The sequence below is a fragment of the Arthrobacter sp. C152 genome (genome assembly GCF_054890965.1).
Genome location: NZ_JBTZSU010000017.1, coordinates 54,268 through 70,492 on the forward strand (window position 1 = coordinate 54,268; position 16,225 = coordinate 70,492).

At 69.0% G+C, this 16,225-nt stretch carries 15 protein-coding genes; 10 read left to right on the forward strand and 5 right to left on the reverse strand.

Features of this window, described 5'->3' with window-relative positions; genetic code table 11:
* The first annotated feature begins 83 nt into the window (after positions 1-83).
* Entirely contained in the window at positions 84-1,043 is a 960-nt protein-coding gene (locus tag ACYSM9_RS13160) for a cation diffusion facilitator family transporter (protein ID WP_461857408.1), read from the forward strand.
* 64 nt (positions 1,044-1,107) lie between these two features.
* On the opposite strand, the gene ACYSM9_RS13165 is transcribed toward ACYSM9_RS13160, so the two are convergent.
* Positions 1,108-2,316 carry an MFS transporter gene (locus tag ACYSM9_RS13165; RefSeq protein WP_461857409.1) on the reverse strand — a complete coding sequence of 403 codons (1,209 nt, stop codon included), beginning with the start codon at positions 2,314-2,316 and terminating at the stop codon, positions 1,108-1,110.
* Positions 2,317-2,468: 152 nt separating this feature from the next.
* On the opposite strand from ACYSM9_RS13165, the gene ACYSM9_RS13170 reads away from it, so the two are divergent.
* Complete coding sequence (locus ACYSM9_RS13170) at positions 2,469-2,915, forward strand: (deoxy)nucleoside triphosphate pyrophosphohydrolase (protein ID WP_461857410.1); 447 nt, start codon at positions 2,469-2,471, stop codon at positions 2,913-2,915.
* 23 nt (positions 2,916-2,938) lie between these two features.
* Here ACYSM9_RS13170 and ACYSM9_RS13175 read toward each other — a convergent pair whose 3' ends face one another.
* From ACYSM9_RS13175 to ACYSM9_RS13185, 3 genes are read right to left on the reverse strand one after another with little or no spacing between them, the layout of a single operon-like run.
* On the reverse strand, positions 2,939-4,042 hold the full coding sequence (locus ACYSM9_RS13175) for an Rv2578c family radical SAM protein (protein ID WP_461857411.1): 1,104 nt from the start codon (positions 4,040-4,042) through the stop codon (positions 2,939-2,941).
* A gap of 58 nt (positions 4,043-4,100) precedes the next feature.
* The gene (locus ACYSM9_RS13180) at positions 4,101-4,748 is read right to left on the reverse strand and encodes an SIMPL domain-containing protein (protein WP_461857412.1); all 648 of its coding nucleotides are present in this window, start codon (positions 4,746-4,748) and stop codon (positions 4,101-4,103) included.
* Positions 4,748-5,200 carry a hypothetical protein gene (locus ACYSM9_RS13185; RefSeq protein WP_461857413.1) on the reverse strand — a complete coding sequence of 151 codons (453 nt, stop codon included), beginning with the start codon at positions 5,198-5,200 and terminating at the stop codon, positions 4,748-4,750. The genes ACYSM9_RS13180 and ACYSM9_RS13185 overlap by 1 nt, the downstream gene beginning before the upstream one ends.
* 200 nt (positions 5,201-5,400) lie before the next feature.
* On the opposite strand from ACYSM9_RS13185, the gene pheS reads away from it, so the two are divergent.
* The gene (gene pheS / locus ACYSM9_RS13190) at positions 5,401-6,462 is read left to right on the forward strand and encodes a phenylalanine--tRNA ligase subunit alpha (protein WP_461857414.1); all 1,062 of its coding nucleotides are present in this window, start codon (positions 5,401-5,403) and stop codon (positions 6,460-6,462) included.
* Positions 6,463-6,464: 2 nt separating this feature from the next.
* Entirely contained in the window at positions 6,465-9,008 is a 2,544-nt protein-coding gene (pheT, locus tag ACYSM9_RS13195) for a phenylalanine--tRNA ligase subunit beta (protein WP_461857415.1), read from the forward strand.
* A gap of 87 nt (positions 9,009-9,095) precedes the next feature.
* On the opposite strand, the gene ACYSM9_RS13200 is transcribed toward pheT, so the two are convergent.
* Positions 9,096-10,061 (reverse strand): quinone oxidoreductase family protein, encoded by a 966-nt coding sequence (locus ACYSM9_RS13200; protein ID WP_461857416.1) that lies wholly within the window; start codon positions 10,059-10,061, stop codon positions 9,096-9,098.
* A gap of 156 nt (positions 10,062-10,217) precedes the next feature.
* On the opposite strand from ACYSM9_RS13200, the gene argC reads away from it, so the two are divergent.
* Genes argC through ACYSM9_RS13230 form a run of 6 tightly spaced genes read left to right on the forward strand, consistent with a single transcriptional unit; the run spans position 10,218 to position 16,205 of the window.
* On the forward strand, positions 10,218-11,249 hold the full coding sequence (argC, locus tag ACYSM9_RS13205; RefSeq protein ID WP_461857417.1) for an N-acetyl-gamma-glutamyl-phosphate reductase: 1,032 nt from the start codon (positions 10,218-10,220) through the stop codon (positions 11,247-11,249).
* Positions 11,246-12,412 carry a bifunctional glutamate N-acetyltransferase/amino-acid acetyltransferase ArgJ gene (gene argJ, locus ACYSM9_RS13210; RefSeq protein ID WP_461857418.1) on the forward strand — a complete coding sequence of 389 codons (1,167 nt, stop codon included), beginning with the start codon at positions 11,246-11,248 and terminating at the stop codon, positions 12,410-12,412. The genes argC and argJ overlap by 4 nt, the downstream gene beginning before the upstream one ends.
* A gap of 40 nt (positions 12,413-12,452) precedes the next feature.
* On the forward strand, positions 12,453-13,412 hold the full coding sequence (gene argB, locus ACYSM9_RS13215) for an acetylglutamate kinase (RefSeq protein WP_461857419.1): 960 nt from the start codon (positions 12,453-12,455) through the stop codon (positions 13,410-13,412).
* The gene (locus tag ACYSM9_RS13220; protein WP_461857420.1) at positions 13,409-14,677 is read left to right on the forward strand and encodes an acetylornithine transaminase; all 1,269 of its coding nucleotides are present in this window, start codon (positions 13,409-13,411) and stop codon (positions 14,675-14,677) included. Before argB ends, ACYSM9_RS13220 begins: the two co-directional genes overlap by 4 nt.
* Positions 14,674-15,675 (forward strand): ornithine carbamoyltransferase, encoded by a 1,002-nt coding sequence (gene argF / locus ACYSM9_RS13225; RefSeq protein ID WP_461857421.1) that lies wholly within the window; start codon positions 14,674-14,676, stop codon positions 15,673-15,675. Before ACYSM9_RS13220 ends, argF begins: the two co-directional genes overlap by 4 nt.
* Positions 15,675-16,205 (forward strand): arginine repressor, encoded by a 531-nt coding sequence (locus tag ACYSM9_RS13230; protein WP_461857422.1) that lies wholly within the window; start codon positions 15,675-15,677, stop codon positions 16,203-16,205. Before argF ends, ACYSM9_RS13230 begins: the two co-directional genes overlap by 1 nt.
* Positions 16,206-16,225 lie beyond the last annotated feature (20 nt).

Consider the following 16,225-nt stretch of genomic DNA (forward strand, 5'->3'; position numbering starts at 1 on the left):
GGTACGGTATTCATGGGGCGGGCCGGCATCGGTCCCGCATGTTGACGACTGTTTCCGTATACCCGTGAAGAGGTGAAGCCCAGGTGGCTGCAAGTGGCGGTACCAAAGCGATTGTTGCGGCTCTGGCCGCGAACCTGACCATTGCGGTCATGAAATTCCTGGCATACTTCCTGACGCTGTCCTCGTCCATGCTGGCTGAAGCCATCCACAGCCTGGCTGACTCCGGCAACCAGCTGCTGCTCCTGCTCGGCGGCAAGAGGGCCCAACGGGCAGCCACCCCGGAACACCCTTTCGGCTACGGCCGTGAGCGTTACATCTATGCCTTCATCGTGTCGATCGTGCTGTTCAGCGTCGGTGGCCTGTTCGCCCTCTTCGAGGCATGGGAGAAGTTCCAGCACCCGCACGGCATCGAGGGCGGCTTCTGGTGGGTTCCGCTGGCCGTGCTGGTGGGCGCCATTATCGCCGAGTCCTTTTCGTTCCGGACGGCAATCATCGAATCCAACCACTCCCGCGGCCAGCAGTCGTGGGTAAAGTTCGTCCGCAGCGCCAAGCAGCCCGAGCTCCCCGTGATCCTGCTCGAAGACTTCGGCGCCCTGCTTGGCCTGGTGTTCGCGCTCATCGGCGTGGGCCTGACGCTGCTGACGGGCAATGGCGTGTGGGATGCCGCCGGCACCGCCATGATCGGCCTCCTGCTGGTGGCCATTGCCGTGGTCCTGGCCCTGGAGACCAAGTCGCTGCTGCTGGGCGAGTCCGCCACGAGGGAAGACGTCCTGCGGATCAGGGGCGCCATCGAATCCGACGGGGGCCGGATCATCCACCTGAAGACCCTGCACCTTGGGCCCGAGGAACTGCTGGTGGCGGCCAAGATCGCCGTCAGCAGGACGGCCACGGGCGAGGAGATCGCCCGGGCCATCGACGGCACAGAAGAGCGGATCCGCGCCGCAGTCCCCATCGCCCGGGTCATCTACCTCGAGCCCGACCTGCACCGTACCGCCGCCGACGGCGCGGGGCAGGAACCCGCCGTCGCCGCTCCCCGCGCTTAGGGGAACCGCAACGCTAGCGTCGAGGCCGTTGGCCGCCGAATCCAGTCCCCGGAAAGCGGGGCGGTCAGGCGGCCAGCGGCTTTTTGCGTTCCAGCAGTCCGCTCAGAAGCGCGACGCCGAAGCCCAGGATGGCCAGAACGGCACCTACCAGCGCGGGGGCGACAAATCCCCACCCGAGGGAAATCACGATGCCGCCGAGGAAGGCGCCCAGGGCGTTGGCGACGTTGAGCGCGGCGTGGTTCAGTGACGATGCCAGCGAGGGCGCGTCCGGCGAGGCGTCCAGCAGCCGGGTCTGCAGTGCCGGGACGAGCATGGACCCGGCCGCCCCCACGACGAACACCATGGTGAACGCGCTCCAGGCCCAATGCGCTGCCACGGCGTAGGCCACCAGGGCCAGGGCGATGGCAGGAAGGACGCGGTACAGCGTTCCCATTACTGACTTGTCCGCCAGCCGGCCGCCAACGATGTTGCCGGCCACCATGCCCAGCCCGTACAGCGCCACCACCAGCGGAATCAGCGCCGACGGGATGCCCGCGACCACCGTCATGGTGTGGGCGATGTAGGTGTACGTGGCGAAGAAGCCGCCGAAGCCCACGATGCCGACCAGCAGGGCCAGCCAGACCTGCAGGCGTTTGAGCGCCCCGAGTTCGCGCCTGATGCTCGCATCGGGGTGCGCCTGGTGGAACGGCACGAACCGCCACACCAGCACCATGGCCAGCAGGCCGATCGTTCCGACGAGGACAAACAAGAGACGCCAGCCGTACGTCTGGCCCAGCCATGTGGCGAACGGAACCCCCACGACGTTGGAGACACTGAGGCCGGCCATCACCATGGAGATGGCCCAGCCGCGCCGCGTGGGTGGGACCAGGGACGCGGCGATCACCGCGGCCACGCCGAAGAACGCGCCGTGCGGCAGGCCGGCGGCGAAACGCGAGGCAAGCATCGTGCCGTAGTCGGGTGCTGCGAACGAGCTGAGGTTCGCAAGCGTGAAGAAGAGCAGCAGCCCCAGGGCCAGGCGCTTGCGCGGCAGTTTCGCGCCGACGGCAGCCAGCAGGGGAGCGCCGACCACCACCCCCAGCGCGTAGGCGGAGATCAGGTGCCCGGCTTCGGGGGTGCTGATGGCCAGTCCCTGCTCCACTTCCTTCAGCAGGCCCATCATGGTGAATTCGGTGACGCCGATGCCCACGCCACCCATGGCGAGGGCGAAGATGGCCATGCCGACGCCGGGGGTCTTGGTGGATGCTGCCGTGGATGATTGGAGGACGCTGCTCATATGCCTGCTTTTCGACTGCTGGAACTGGAAACGGGGCGGCTGCCACGGCAGTGGGGCAGAAGGTCCGGGCACGCTGGCAGCCCTGCAGGCAAAATCTGTTGCCGGCGAGGTGGTGTCCCGGGACGTTCCATTGTCGCCCATACAATGGGGCGGTGACTGGACTGATACAGGTGGTGGGCGGAGCCGTGGTGGACAACCTGGCGGAGCCGGCGGCCCTGCTGGTGGCCAGGCGGAGCGCGCCGGAACATCTGGCGGGGCTGTGGGAGTTTCCCGGCGGAAAGGTGGAGCCGGGCGAGGAACCCGAGGCCGCCCTGGTCCGCGAGCTCGCGGAGGAGCTCGGCATCGGTGCCAGGCTGGGGCCGGAGCTGCCCTCCGGGACCGGCGCCGGCTGGCCGCTGAACGAACGGGCCAGCATGCGCGTGTGGTTTGCGGAGATCACCGGGGGTGAGCCGCTGCCCCTCGAAGACCATGATGAACTGCGGTGGGTGGATCTGAAGGACGGCGGCGCGGTCCTCGGCCTGCCCTGGATCCCGGCCGACTACCCGATTGTCGAGGCGCTGCTGGACGCCGTGGGCGCCCCGATGGACGGGTCCCGCTGACGCCGCCCGGTAAGCCAGGGCCGCTAGAACAGGGAGTCCTGCACAGCCGTCGCGCCTGCCGCTGAAGCAGCACCGGAGCCGCCCCGGACCGGATCGGGAATGACACCGGCGGGGTACTGCGCTTCTTCGCCGCGGGGATCGTCCAGGTCCCGGTGGCTGAAGCCGGAGGAATGCGTGAAGCCGTGGCGCGCCTTGAAGTAGCGGACCTTGCCGGCCAGCCAGCTCCGGTACTCCTTCGACGCATAGGAGCCCGACCCGTACAGCCGGCGGTAGCGGCCTGCCAGTTCCGGGTGGTGTGCGGCGATCCACTTCATGAACCACTCGCGGGTGCCCGGCTTCAGGTAGAGGGCGCCCGCGGTGACACCGGTGGCGCCGGCGGCGGCCAGCGAACCGAAGAGCGCATCCAATGCTTCGTCGCTGTCCGAAAGCCACGGCAGGATGGGCATGGCCATGACACCGCAGGGAAGGCCGGCCTCGCGCAGCCGCGTGACCAGTTTGAGCCTGGCCCGTGGCCCCGGTGTACCGGGTTCGACGGCCTCCGAGAGGGCTTCGTCGGTCGTGGCAAGCGAAATTCCGAGCCCCACCGGTACCTGGGTGGCGGCGCTTTTGAGCAGCGGGATGTCACGCGCCAGCAGGGTCCCCTTGGTCAGGATGGATAGGGGGGTGCCGGAATCGGCCAGGGCCGAGATGATGCCCGGCATCAGCCGGTACCTTCCCTCAGCTCGCTGGTACGGGTCGGTGTTGGTGCCCAGCGCCACCTGCTGGCGGGTCCACGACGTCCTGGCCAGTTCCTTCCGGAGCACTTCGGCCGCGTTGACCTTCACCACCACCTGGCTGTCGAAGTCCAGCCCGGCGTCGAAATCCAGGTAGGTGTGGCTCTTGCGCGCGAAACAGTAGACGCACGCGTGGCTGCAGCCGCGGTACGGGTTGACCGTCCACTCGAAGGGCATCCGCGAGCCCGCCGGTACCTTGTTGAGCACTGATTTTGCAGTGACCTCGTGGAAGGTGATGCCGGCGAACTCGGGCGTGGTCACCGAACGCACCAGCCCGGACAGCGGAAGCAGGGCTGCGGCGGCAGTCTCTGCCCTAGCGGGAGCCTGGACCAGGGCTTGTGCATCCCATCTCATGGTGTCCATTCGAAAACATGTTCGAATAGAAGTCAAGGCCGCCGCGGCAGCGGGCCGGCTAGTACAGCAGTTCCCACACCACGGTGACGCCGGCGTCCACCCGGTTTTCGCCCGGCTCCACCGGCAGGCTCTCCACCGCTGCCGCCCGCTGCATCCCGCCGAGGGGAACCGGTCCGGGGGCGGTCCGCAGTTCGGTCGCCGACACCACCCGGCCCAGGGTGGCTGAGGCCAGGGCGGCGTACTGTTCCGCCGTGCGCCGCGCATCCTGCCAGGCGGCATCCCTGGCCTGCGCCCGGACGGCGGATTCATCGGAAACCGTGAGCTGCAGGCTGTTCAAACGGGCCGCATCCCCGGCGGCGCGTACGGCTTCGGACACGATGCCCGGGGCCAGGGCGATCCCGCGCAGCCTGACTGAGAGGCTGCTGGCAGCGACGTACCCCACCACCCGTTGGCCTTCGCCCTCCCGCCAGGCGACGTCGGCCCGGACGGTGAGGGCCGCGGTGCGGATGTCCGCCCCCGCCACGCCCCGGCTGCGGAGAAGGGCGGTCATGGCCGCCAAGCTGGTTCCGGCCGCCGAATATGCGTCCTCAACCGATTCGGCGCGACATTCCACGCCCATCGCCACCAGCATCACATCGGGCGGCGCCTCGGCCCAGCCCGTACCGGTGACGGTGACTGTCCCGGGCGTTCCTTCGGCATCGCGCATCACGCCCGCCTTCCCGGATGAACAGGGTAGCCGCCCGCGGCAAGGCCCGCGCGGCGTTCGAAAAAGTTCGCGGTCCCCGGATTCCCGCTGCGAAGGACGGACCAGCCTGCCGCCGCGAGGTACAGCGGAATGAAAGGCAGGCCCAGGCACAACGCGTACTGGCTGCAGTGCTTCTCCTCGTGGCCAAGCAGGGCCGGCCGGGACAGGAGCTCTTCGGCCGTGCCGCGGCACAACACCACGTTGCCCAGCGTGTAGGCCTGGGCGAAGGGCAGGGGCCAGCGGTAACCGGCGGCGATCACCAGCCCGCGGGGGCCGCGGCTGATCCGGGTGCGGGCGGCGAGGGCGACGGCGAGCCCCGCCACGGTGCTCCCGTTCAGCAGGTTCGCCGCCTGCCTGAGCCGCCGGGCCGTCGTCGTCCGAGACCGGGAACCCGGGCTCTGCCGCAAAGTCATGAGGCCATGGTAGCCGGAGGCTTCAACTAGACTGGAGGGCAGTGGCCGCCGGTCCTGCCGGCGAGCCCTGACCTGGTCATTGAATGAACTGACGTTCAGGGCATTCATCCATGACCTGCCAGCGACGGACGTGCAGCGTGGGAAACCGCGCGTGGCCGCCCCGCCCGCCGGCAGCCACAACTCGTAGCTAAGAACAGTAGATGACTGAAACTTTGCCGGGCGCCGCCATCCCGAACCCCACGGATGAGGCCGCCATCAACGCCGCTGTAGACCAGGCCCTCACCGCCATCGACGGTGCGGCCACCCTTGACGAGCTGAAGGCGGTGAGGCTTGCCCATACCGGTGAAAAGTCGCCGCTGAGCCTGGCCAACCGCGAGATCGGCCGGCTGCCCAAGGAGCAGAAGGCGCTCGCCGGGAAGCTGATGGGCGCCTCGCGCGGCCGGGTCAACAAGGCGCTCGCGGACCGCACCGCCGTCCTGGAGGCCGAAAACGACGCGCGGATCCTCCTCGAGGAAACCGTTGACGTCACCGCCGCGCCCCGCCGCCGCCGCGCCGGCGCCCGCCATCCCCTGTCCACGCTGCAGGACCGCGTGGCGGACATCTTCGTGGGCATGGGCTGGGAAATCGCCGAAGGCCCCGAAGTGGAATCGGAGTGGTTCAACTTCGACGCCCTGAACTTCAAGCCCGACCACCCCGCCCGCGAAATGCAGGACACCTTCTTCGTGGAGCCCCCCGAAGCCCACCTGCTCATGCGCACCCACACCTCCCCGGTGCAGGTCCGCTCCATGCTGGAACGCGAGGTGCCCATCTACGTGCTGTGCCCCGGCAAGGTGTTCCGCACCGACGAACTCGATGCCACCCACACCCCGGTCTTCCACCAGTTCGAGGGCCTGGCCATCGACAAGAACCTCAGCATGGCGGACATGCGCGGCACCCTGGAGCACTTCGCCCGCCAGATGTTCGGCGAGGAAGCCCAGATCCGGCTGCGCCCCAACTACTTCCCCTTCACCGAACCCTCCGCCGAACTGGACATCTTCCACCCCGGCGCCAAGGGCGGGCCGGCCTGGATCGAGTGGGGAGGCTGCGGCATGGTCAACCCCAACGTCCTGCGCGCCGCCGGCATCGACCCGGAGGTCTACTCAGGTTTTGCCTTCGGCATGGGCATCGAGCGCACCCTCATGTTCCGCAACGAGGTGGGGGACATGCGCGACATGATCGAAGGCGATGTACGTTTCAGCGAGCACTTCGGGATGGAGATCTAACAGTGCGTATCCCACTTTCCTGGCTGCGTGAATTCGCAGCGGTACCGGCCAGTGCCACGGCCGAAGACGTCATGGCGGAACTGGTCAAGGTCGGCTTCGAGGAGGAGGCGGTCCACCGCCCCACGGACACCCTGCAGGGCCCCGTCGTGGTGGGCCAGGTCCTCAGCCTGGTCAAGGAACCCCAGACCAACGGCAAGACCATCAACTGGTGCCAGGTCCGGGTGGTCCCCGAAGGGCAGGAGCAGACGCTCACCGGCAAGGGCATCGATCCCTCCGGTGTCCAGGGCATCATTTGCGGCGCCCACAACTTCGTGGAGGGCGACAAGGTGGTGGTCACCCTGCCCGGCGCCGTCCTGCCGGGCGACTTCCACATCTCCGCACGCAAGACCTACGGCCACCTTTCCGCCGGAATGATCGCCTCCGTCCGCGAACTGGGCATCGGTGAGGACCACGACGGCATCCTGGTGCTGTCCCGCATCGGGCTGGACCCGGAAGTGGGCACCGACGCGATGGAACTGCTGGGCCTGTATGACCAGGCGGCGGAAATCAACGTCACCCCGGACCGCGGCTACGCCTTCTCCATCCGCGGCGTGGCCCGGGAATACGCGCACGCCACGGGTACCGCCTTCACGGACCCGGCCGGCAAGGTCCAGGCCCCGGCGGAACTCTCCGGCGGCTACGGCGTCAAGCTCAACGACGACGCGCCCATCTACGGCAAGCCCGGCTGCGACCGCTTCGTGGCCCGCACGGTCCGCGGCGTGGACGCCACCCGGCCCACCCCGCCGTGGATGGTCTCGCGGCTCCGCCTGGCAGGCATCCGCTCCATCTCCCTGCCGGTGGATATCTCCAACTACGTCATGCTCGAGCTCGGCCAGCCCACGCACTGCTACGACCTGGACACGCTCTCGGGCGACATCGTGGTGCGCCGTGCCGCCGCTGGCGAGAAGATCACCACGCTGGACGGCAAGGAACGCACCCTTGACGCCGAGGACCTGCTCATCACCGACGACTCCGGTGCCATCGGAATCGCAGGCGTGATGGGTGGCGCCGCAACCGAGGTGGGGGATTCGACGTCGAACATCCTGGTTGAGGCTGCCCACTTCGACGAGGTATCGATCGGCCGTTCCCGGCGGCGGCACAAGCTGCCTTCGGAAGCGTCCAAGCGCTTCGAGCGCGGCGTGGACTGGCAGGTGGCGGGCATCGCCGCGCAGCGCGTGGTGGACCTGCTGGTGGAGCTCGCCGGCGGCACGGCCGACGACGCGGGAACGGACGTCGGTACCGCCCCGGAAACCGTCACCATCGACCTGCCGGCCGGCTTCGCCGCCGCCCGGATCGGCATCGACTTCACGGAAGAGCAGATCACCACGTCCCTGGTGGACCTGGGGGCAGCGGTGGTGAAGCACGACGGCGGCTGGACGGTTACGCCGCCGAGCTGGCGCAACGACCTGGAGACCAAGGAAGACCTGACCGAGGAAATCGCCCGGCTGGTGGGTTACGACAAGATCCCCGCCACGCTTCCGGTGGCCCCTCCGGGCCGGGGCCTTACCCGCGTCCAGCAGCAGCGCCGGCGCCTCATCCAGGCCCTGGCCGACGCCGGCCTCACCGAGGTGCTGTCCTACCCGTTCGTGTCCAAGGCCGCGAACGACACCTTCGGCGTGGCCGGGCAGGGAGAAGCCCGCAGCGCGGTCAAGCTCGCCAACCCGATCAGCGAGGAGCACGGCTACCTGCGCACCTCGGTCCTGCCGGGGCTGATTGAGGTGGCCAAGCGGAACCACTCCCGCGGCTTCCGCGACCTGGCCCTGTTCGAGTCCGGCCTGGTGTTCCTGCCCGGCGAAACGGTGGGAACTGCGTCGATTCCGCCGTTGGGCGCTAAGCCCTCCGACGAGGTGCTGGATGCACTGTTCGACGGCGTCCCCGCCCAGCCGTTCCACGTCGCCGCCATCCTCACCGGCCATGATTCCCCGGCCGCCGCAGCCCACACGCCGCGCGCCTGGGACTGGGCCGACGCGCTCGACGTCGCCCGCCTCGCCGGCGACGTCCTCGGCGTCGACCTGGTGGTCAGCCAGGGCAGCCACCAGGCGTTCCACCCCGGCCGGACCGCCCAGCTGGCACTGCGCACGGGCGAAGTGGTGGGCTACGCGGGCGAACTGCACCCCAAGCTGCTCGCGGCCTCGGACCTGCCTGCCCGGACCGTCGCCCTGGAGATCAACGCCGATGCCCTGTTCGAGGCCGCGCCGGACGTGATCGTGGCACGCCACATCTCCGCGTTCCCTGTGGCCACCCAGGACGTCGCCCTCGTGGTCCCGGCCGAGGTACCGGCGGACGAGGTCCTCGCCGCGCTGCGGGAAGGCGCGGGGGAACTGCTCGAGGATGTCGCCCTGTTCGACGTCTATGCGGGCAAGGGCATCGAGGAGGGCAAGAAATCGCTGGCCTTCGGGCTGCGGTTCCGCGCCGCCGACCGCACCCTGACCGCGGACGAAGCCTCGGCCGCGCGTGAAAGCGCCGTGGCCCTGGCCGGCGAACGCTTCGGGGCCGTCCAGCGCTAAGCAAGTCCCACAAACGGAAGTCCCCGCAACCTTTGGTGGTTGCGGGGACTTCCGTTTGTGGCGGCCCCTTGCACAGGGAACTGCCACTCAGGGAACCAGGAGGACCTTGCCGGTGGTCTTGCGGCCCTCGAGGTCGCGGTGTGCCTGGGCTGCCTGGCTCAACGGATACCGGGCGCCGATCCGGACCTTCAGGCTGCCGTTGGCGGCGGCGGCAAACACCTCGTCCGAGCGCCAGCGCCGCTCCGCCGCATCCCGCAGGTAATGGCCCATGGTGGGCCGGGTGAGGAACACCGAGCCCGCCGCATTAAGCCGCTGCGGGTCGAAGGGCGGGACGGGGCCCGAGGCGGCCCCGAACAGGACCAGCATTCCCCGGACGCGCAGCGCGGCAAGGGAACCGTCGAACGTGTTGCGGCCCACGCCGTCGTACACCACGTCCACGCCGGTGCCGCCCGTCATTTCGCGCACGTGGTGGGGAAAACCCTCGTAGCGCACCACGTGGTCCGCCCCGGCCTCAAGGGCGAGGGCTTTCTTCTCATCGTTGGACACGGTGGTGATCACCCGGGCACCCTTGGCCTTGAGGAGCTGGATGAGCAGCAGCCCCACCCCGCCCGCGCCGGCGTGCAGCAGCACGGTATGGCCGGGTTCCACCTTGAACGTGGAATTGATCAGGTAGTGCGCGGTGATGCCCTGCAGGGGAAGGGCGGCGGCGGTGAAGACGTCCAGGCCCTTCGGCACCGGAAGAGCGGCCTCCTCGTCCACCAGCGCGTAGTCGGCGTAGCAGCTGACGCCCTCCGCCGTTGCCAGTCGGTCGCCCACGGTAAAGCCCGTCACGCCCTCGCCCACCGCCTCCACCGTGCCTGCGGCTTCCGATCCCGGGATGAAGGGGTAGGGCACTGTGTAGGTGCCGCTGCGCTTGTAGGTGTCGATGAAGTTCACCCCGGCTGCCCCGACCCGGAACAGCAGCTGCCCCGGCCCGGGAACCGGCCGCTCAACTTCGGTGTACTCAAGGACTTCCGGTCCGCCTGCCTGCCGTGCGACGATTGCGTGCGTCATTGCTCTCCTTTCCCGGGCGCTTCTGTCGCCCGGCTGCCGAAATCCATCCTAGGGACCGTGCCCGCCGCCCCGGCAAGGGGCATGCCGGTGAGCGCCGCAATAGCGTATGCATAAATATCGGTAGCAATGCATAACTATTGCTGTATAGTCGGGGGCATGACTATTTCTGTTGCGGTGTCGGGAGCCAGCGGCTACGCCGGGGGAGAAGTCCTCCGCCTGCTTGCCGGTCATCCCGGTGTGACCATCGGCGCCATCACGGCCCACAGCAACGCCGGCTCGCGGCTCGGGGAGCTGCAGCCGCACCTGCACGGACTGGCCAGCCGGATCCTGGAGGACACCACGGTGGCGAACCTCTCCGGCCACGACGTCGTCTTCCTCGCCCTGCCGCACGGCGCCTCCGCGGAGATCGCTGCCCAGTTGCCCGAAGGAACAGTGGTGATCGACGCCGGCGCCGACCACCGCCTGCAGGACCCGGAGGCGTGGGAGAAGTTCTACGGCTCGGCCCACGCCGGCACCTGGCCGTACGGCCTTCCTGAACTTCCCGGCCAGCGCGAAGCCCTCAAGGGCGCCACCCGCATCGCCGTTCCGGGCTGCTACCCGACGTCCGCCCTCCTGGCGTTGACCCCCGGGTTCGCCGCCCATCTCCTGGAGCCCGACGACGTCGTGATCGTTTCCGCGTCCGGCACCTCCGGGGCGGGCAAGGCGGCCAAGGTCAACCTCATCGGCTCGGAAGTGATGGGCTCCATGAGCCCGTACGGCGTTGGCGGCGGGCACCGGCACACGCCGGAAATCGAGCAGGGCCTGTCCAATGCGGCGGGGGAGAAGGTCACCGTTTCCTTCACGCCCACGCTTGCCCCGATGAGCCGTGGCATCCTGACCACCGCCACCGCGAAGGTCAAGGCAGGCATCACCGCCGCGCAGCTGCGCCTCGCCTGGATCGAAGCGTATGAGGACGAGCCGTTCGTGCACGTGCTTCCGGAAGGCCAGTGGCCGGCAACCAAGTCCGTCCAGGGGTCCAACCACGCGGCCATGCAGGTGGCCTTCGACGCCCACGCCGGCCGGGTCATCGTCACCTGCGTGATCGACAACCTGACCAAGGGCACTGCCGGCGGCGCCGTGCAGTCCATGAACATCGCACTCGGCCTGCCTGAAACCGCCGGCCTCAACCTGCAGGGAGTAGCCCCGTGACCATCACCGCACCCCAGGGATTCCGGGCAGCCGGCGTGACCGCCGGACTCAAGGCCTCCGGAAAACCTGACCTCGCCCTGGTCGTCAATGACGGTCCGTCCAAGGCCGCCGCCGCCGTCTTCACCAGCAACCGGGTGGCAGCAGCCCCCGTGCACTGGTCCCGGCAGGTAGTGTCCGATGGCCGCGTTGACGCCGTCATCCTGAACTCCGGCGGCGCCAACGCCTGCACCGGGCCCACGGGATTCCAGAACACCCACAGCACCGCGGAGAAGGTGGCCGAGGTGCTGGGCATCTCGGCCACGGACGTGTTCGTCTGCTCCACCGGCCTGATCGGCGAGCAGCTGCCCATGGACAAGATCCTGCCGGGCGTGGAGGCTGCCGCCGCTGCGCTGAACACCGACGGCGGCCCCGAGGCGGGCACCGCCATCATGACCACGGACAGCGTGCCGAAGTCCGCGCTGTTCATCGGCACCGACGCCGACGGCACCGAGTTCAGCATCGGCGGCATTGCCAAGGGTGCCGGCATGCTCGCGCCCGGCCTGGCCACGATGCTGGTGGTCCTCACCACCGATGCCGCAGTCGAAGCCGACATGCTCGACGTCGTCCTGCGTGACGCCACGCGCGTCACGTTCGACCGGGCCGATTCCGACGGCTGCATGTCCACCAACGACACCGTTGTGCTGCTGGCCTCGGGCGCATCCGGTGCCGTGCCGACCGCCGAGGCCTTCGGCGCCGGCCTGACCCAGGTCTGCGCCGAGCTGGCGCGGAAGCTGATCGCCGACGCCGAGGGCGCCAGCCACGACATCGTCATCCGCACGTTCAATGCGGCCAGCGAAGCCGACGCCGAAACCGTCAGCCGCTCCGTTGCCCGCTCCAACCTCTTCAAGGCCGCCATTTTCGGCAAGGACCCCAACTGGGGCCGCGTGCTTTCCGCCGTGGGCACCACCGACGCCGCCTTCGACCCCGACAAGCTCAACGTGGCGATGAACGGCGTGCAGATCTGCCGCAACGGCAGCATCGGTGACGACCGCGGCCTGGTGGACCTGGAGCCGCGCGAGGTCCTGGTGGAGATCGACCTGCAGGCCGGCAACGCCGAAGCCACGATCTGGACGAACGACCTCACCCATGACTACGTCCACGAGAACAGCGCCTACTCCAGCTAGGCCGGCGGCGGGCCAGGCACCCGCTGCGGAAAGTGACAGCATGAACACCCAGACGCGTGAAACCACCAGCATGTCCGCCGCCCAGGACAAGGCGGCAACCCTGATCGAGGCCCTGCCGTGGATCCAGCGGTTCGCCGGCACCACCATGGTGATCAAATACGGCGGCAACGCCATGGTCAACGACGAGCTGCGCCGCGCCTTCGCCGAGGACATCGTGTTCCTCCACCACGTGGGCATCCATCCCGTGGTGGTCCACGGCGGCGGCCCGCAGATCAACTCCATGCTGGGCCGGCTGGGCATCGAATCCGAGTTCAAGGGCGGCCTGCGGGTCACCACGCCCGAAGCGATGGACGTGGTCCGGATGGTCCTTACCGGCCAGGTAGGCCGCGAGCTGGTGGGCCTGATCAACTCCCACGGCCCCTACGCCGTCGGCATGTCCGGGGAAGACGGCGGCCTGCTGCGCGCCGTGCGCACCGGCACCGTGGTGGACGGCGAAGACGTCGACCTGGGGCTGGTGGGCGAGGTGGTCGGCGTCGACCCGACCGGCATCGTGGACATCCTCGACGCCGGCCGCATCCCCGTGATCTCCACGGTCGCCCCGGAGATTGTCGACGGCGGTGACGGCGCGGTTGGGGCCGCCCGGTTCCAGCCCACCGGGCAGGTCCTGAACGTCAACGCCGACACCGCCGCGGCCGCCGTCGCCTCCGCGCTGGGCGCCTCCAAGCTGGTCATCCTGACCGACGTCGAAGGCCTCTACGCCAACTGGCCGGACAAGTCCTCGCTGATCTCCTCCCTGACGGCGTCGGAACTGCGGGAGATGCTGCCCAGGCTCGAATCGGGCATGATCCCCAAGATGGCCGCCTGCCTGAAGGCCATCGACGAGGGAGTGGAGCGGGCCCACATCGTGGACGGCCGCCTGCCGCACTCCATGCTGCTGGAGACATTTACGACGGCGGGCATCGGCACCCAGGTTGTCCCGGACGAGGAAGTGAACGCATGAATAAGCACAGCGCGGTGGTTGAACCCAAGAACCCGGTGGTCGAGCTTGTCGAAACCCAGGGCCACGCCGGCTCCGAGTGGCTGTCGCGCTACTCGAGCTCCCTGATGAACGTGTTCGGCACACCGCAGCGCGTCCTGGTCCGCGGCGCCGGCTGCCTGGTCTGGGACGCCGACGGCAAGGAATACCTCGACCTGCTCGGCGGCATCGCCGTGAACGCGCTGGGCCACGCCCACCCGTTCGTCACCTCGGTCATTTCCAGCCAGCTGGCCACCCTGGGCCATGTCTCCAACTTCTTCACCAGCCCCACGCAGGTGGCCCTGGCCGAAAAGCTCCTGGAACTGGCCCACGCGCCCGCCGGTTCCAAGGTGTTCTTCACCAACTCGGGCACGGAGGCCAATGAGGCAGCGTTCAAGCTGGCACGCCGCAACACCGGCTCCGGGGGCACGAAACGCACGAAGATTATTGCGCTCGAGGGCGCCTTCCATGGCCGGACCATGGGAGCCCTGGCCCTCACGGCCAAGGAAGCCTACCGGGCCCCCTTCGAGCCGCTGCCCGGCGGCGTGGAGCACATCCCGTTCGGCGACATCGCCGCGCTCGAAGCCGCCGTGGACGAAACCGTCGCCGCCGTCTTCCTCGAACCCATCCAGGGCGAGGCCGGGGTCCGGCCGCTGCCCCCGGGGTACCTGAAGGCAGCCCGGGACGCCACCAGCAAGGCCGGCGCCCTGCTGATCCTGGACGAGGTCCAGACCGGCATCGGCCGGACCGGCAAGTGGTTCGCCAGCGAGGACGCCGGCATCGTCCCGGACGCCATCACCCTGGCCAAGGGCCTCGGCGGAGGGTTCCCCATCGGGGCCCTGCTTACCTTCGGTGAGCAGACGTCGTCGCTGTTGTCCGCGGGCCAGCACGGCACCACCTTCGGCGGCAACCCGGTGGCGACGGCGGCCGCCCTCGCCACGCTGCACGCCCTGGAAAGCCAGAACGTGCTCGCCAGCGTCAAGGCCGTGGGGGAGCACCTGCGCACCGCCCTGGCTGCCATCCCCGGCGTCACCGAGGTCCGCGGCGAAGGGCTGCTGATCGGCTTCGACCTGGACGCCGACGTCGCGCCCGCCGTGGTCCAGGAAGCCCTGGACGCCGGATTCATCGTCAACAGCCCGGGTCCGCGCACCATCCGCCTGGCCCCGCCGCTGATCCTGACCGCGGCACAGGCCGACACCTTCCTGACCGCTTTCCCGGCAATCCTCCAAGCAGCAAAGGACGCCCAGTGACCACCGCAACCCGGCACTTCCTCAAGGACACCGACCTCACCCCCGCCGAGCAGGCGGAGGTGCTGGAACTCGCTGCCCGCATGAAGGCGGCCCCGTACAGCGTCCAGCCGTTCGCCGCCGAAGGCAACGGCCGCAAGACCGTGGCCGTGATCTTCGACAAGACCTCCACCCGCACCCGGGTTTCCTTCGCCACCGGCATCGCCGACATGGGCGGCAACGCGCTGGTCATCAACCCCGGTGAGGCCCAGATCGGCCACAAGGAATCCGTGGAAGACACCGCCAAGGTCCTTGGACGCATGGTCTCCACCATCGTGTGGCGCACCGGCGCGCACTCGGGGCTGGTGGCCATGGCGGAAAACTCGAAGGTGCCGGTCATCAACGCCCTGTGCGACGACTACCACCCCTGCCAGCTCCTCGCCGACCTGCTCACCGTGAAAGAACACAAGGGCGGGCTCAAGGGGCTGACCATGAGCTACCTGGGCGATGCGGCCAACAACATGGCCAATTCCTACCTGCTCGCCGGGGTCACCGCCGGAATGCACGTCCGCATCGCCGGACCGGAGGGCTACCTCCCGGCCGGGGACATCGTGGCGGCGGCGAAGGAGCGCGCTGCCGAAACCGGCGGCTCGGTGCTGGTCACCACCGATGCCAAGGAGGCGCTGCAGGGCGCTGACGTCGTCGCCACCGACACCTGGGTGTCCATGGGCCAGGAAGCCGAGAAGGAAGCCCGGATGAAGCTGTTCCGGGACTACTCCGTGGATTCGGACGCCATGGCACTCGCCGCGGATGACGCCGTCGTGCTCCACTGCCTGCCCGCCTACCGGGGCTACGAAATTTCCGCGGACGTCATCGACGGCCCCCAGTCCATCGTGTGGGACGAAGCGGAAAACCGGCTGCACGCCCAAAAGGCACTGATGGCATGGCTGATGCACCAGTCCGGCCTGGCCTTCGTGGAGGGCCTCGCTCCGGTCGAAGGCACCGGGGAGAGCACGTTCTAGTGTCCGCGCAGCCGTCCTCCCCGGGCACCAGTCCGGCCACCAAGACAGCCCGGCAGGCGCGCATCACCGCGATCCTTACCGGGCAGTCGGTGCGGTCCCAGGCGGAGCTCGCGGCGCTGCTCGCGGACGACGGCGTGCAGGTCACCCAGGCCACACTGTCCCGGGACCTCGTGGAACTCGGCGCCGTCCGCGTCCGCGGGAAGGAGGGCGTCCTGGTCTACGCCGTCCCCGGCGAAGGCGGTGAACGGGCGGCCAAGAGCGGCGTCACACAGGAAATCCTGGACGCCCGGCTCGCCCGGCTGTGCAGCGAACTGCTGGTGACCGCGGAGGCCTCGGCCAACCTCGTGGTGCTGCGCACCCCGCCGGGAGCGGCGAACTTCCTGGCCCTGGCCATCGACCATTCGGTGATGCCGTCCATCCTGGGCACCATCGCCGGCGACGACACCGTGCTGCTGGTGTCCCGCGACCCGGTGGGCGGACCGGACCTGGCTGCCCGCTTCCTGCAACTGGCCGAAGAAGCCGGGCAATAAGCTTGAAGACGATCAACCAA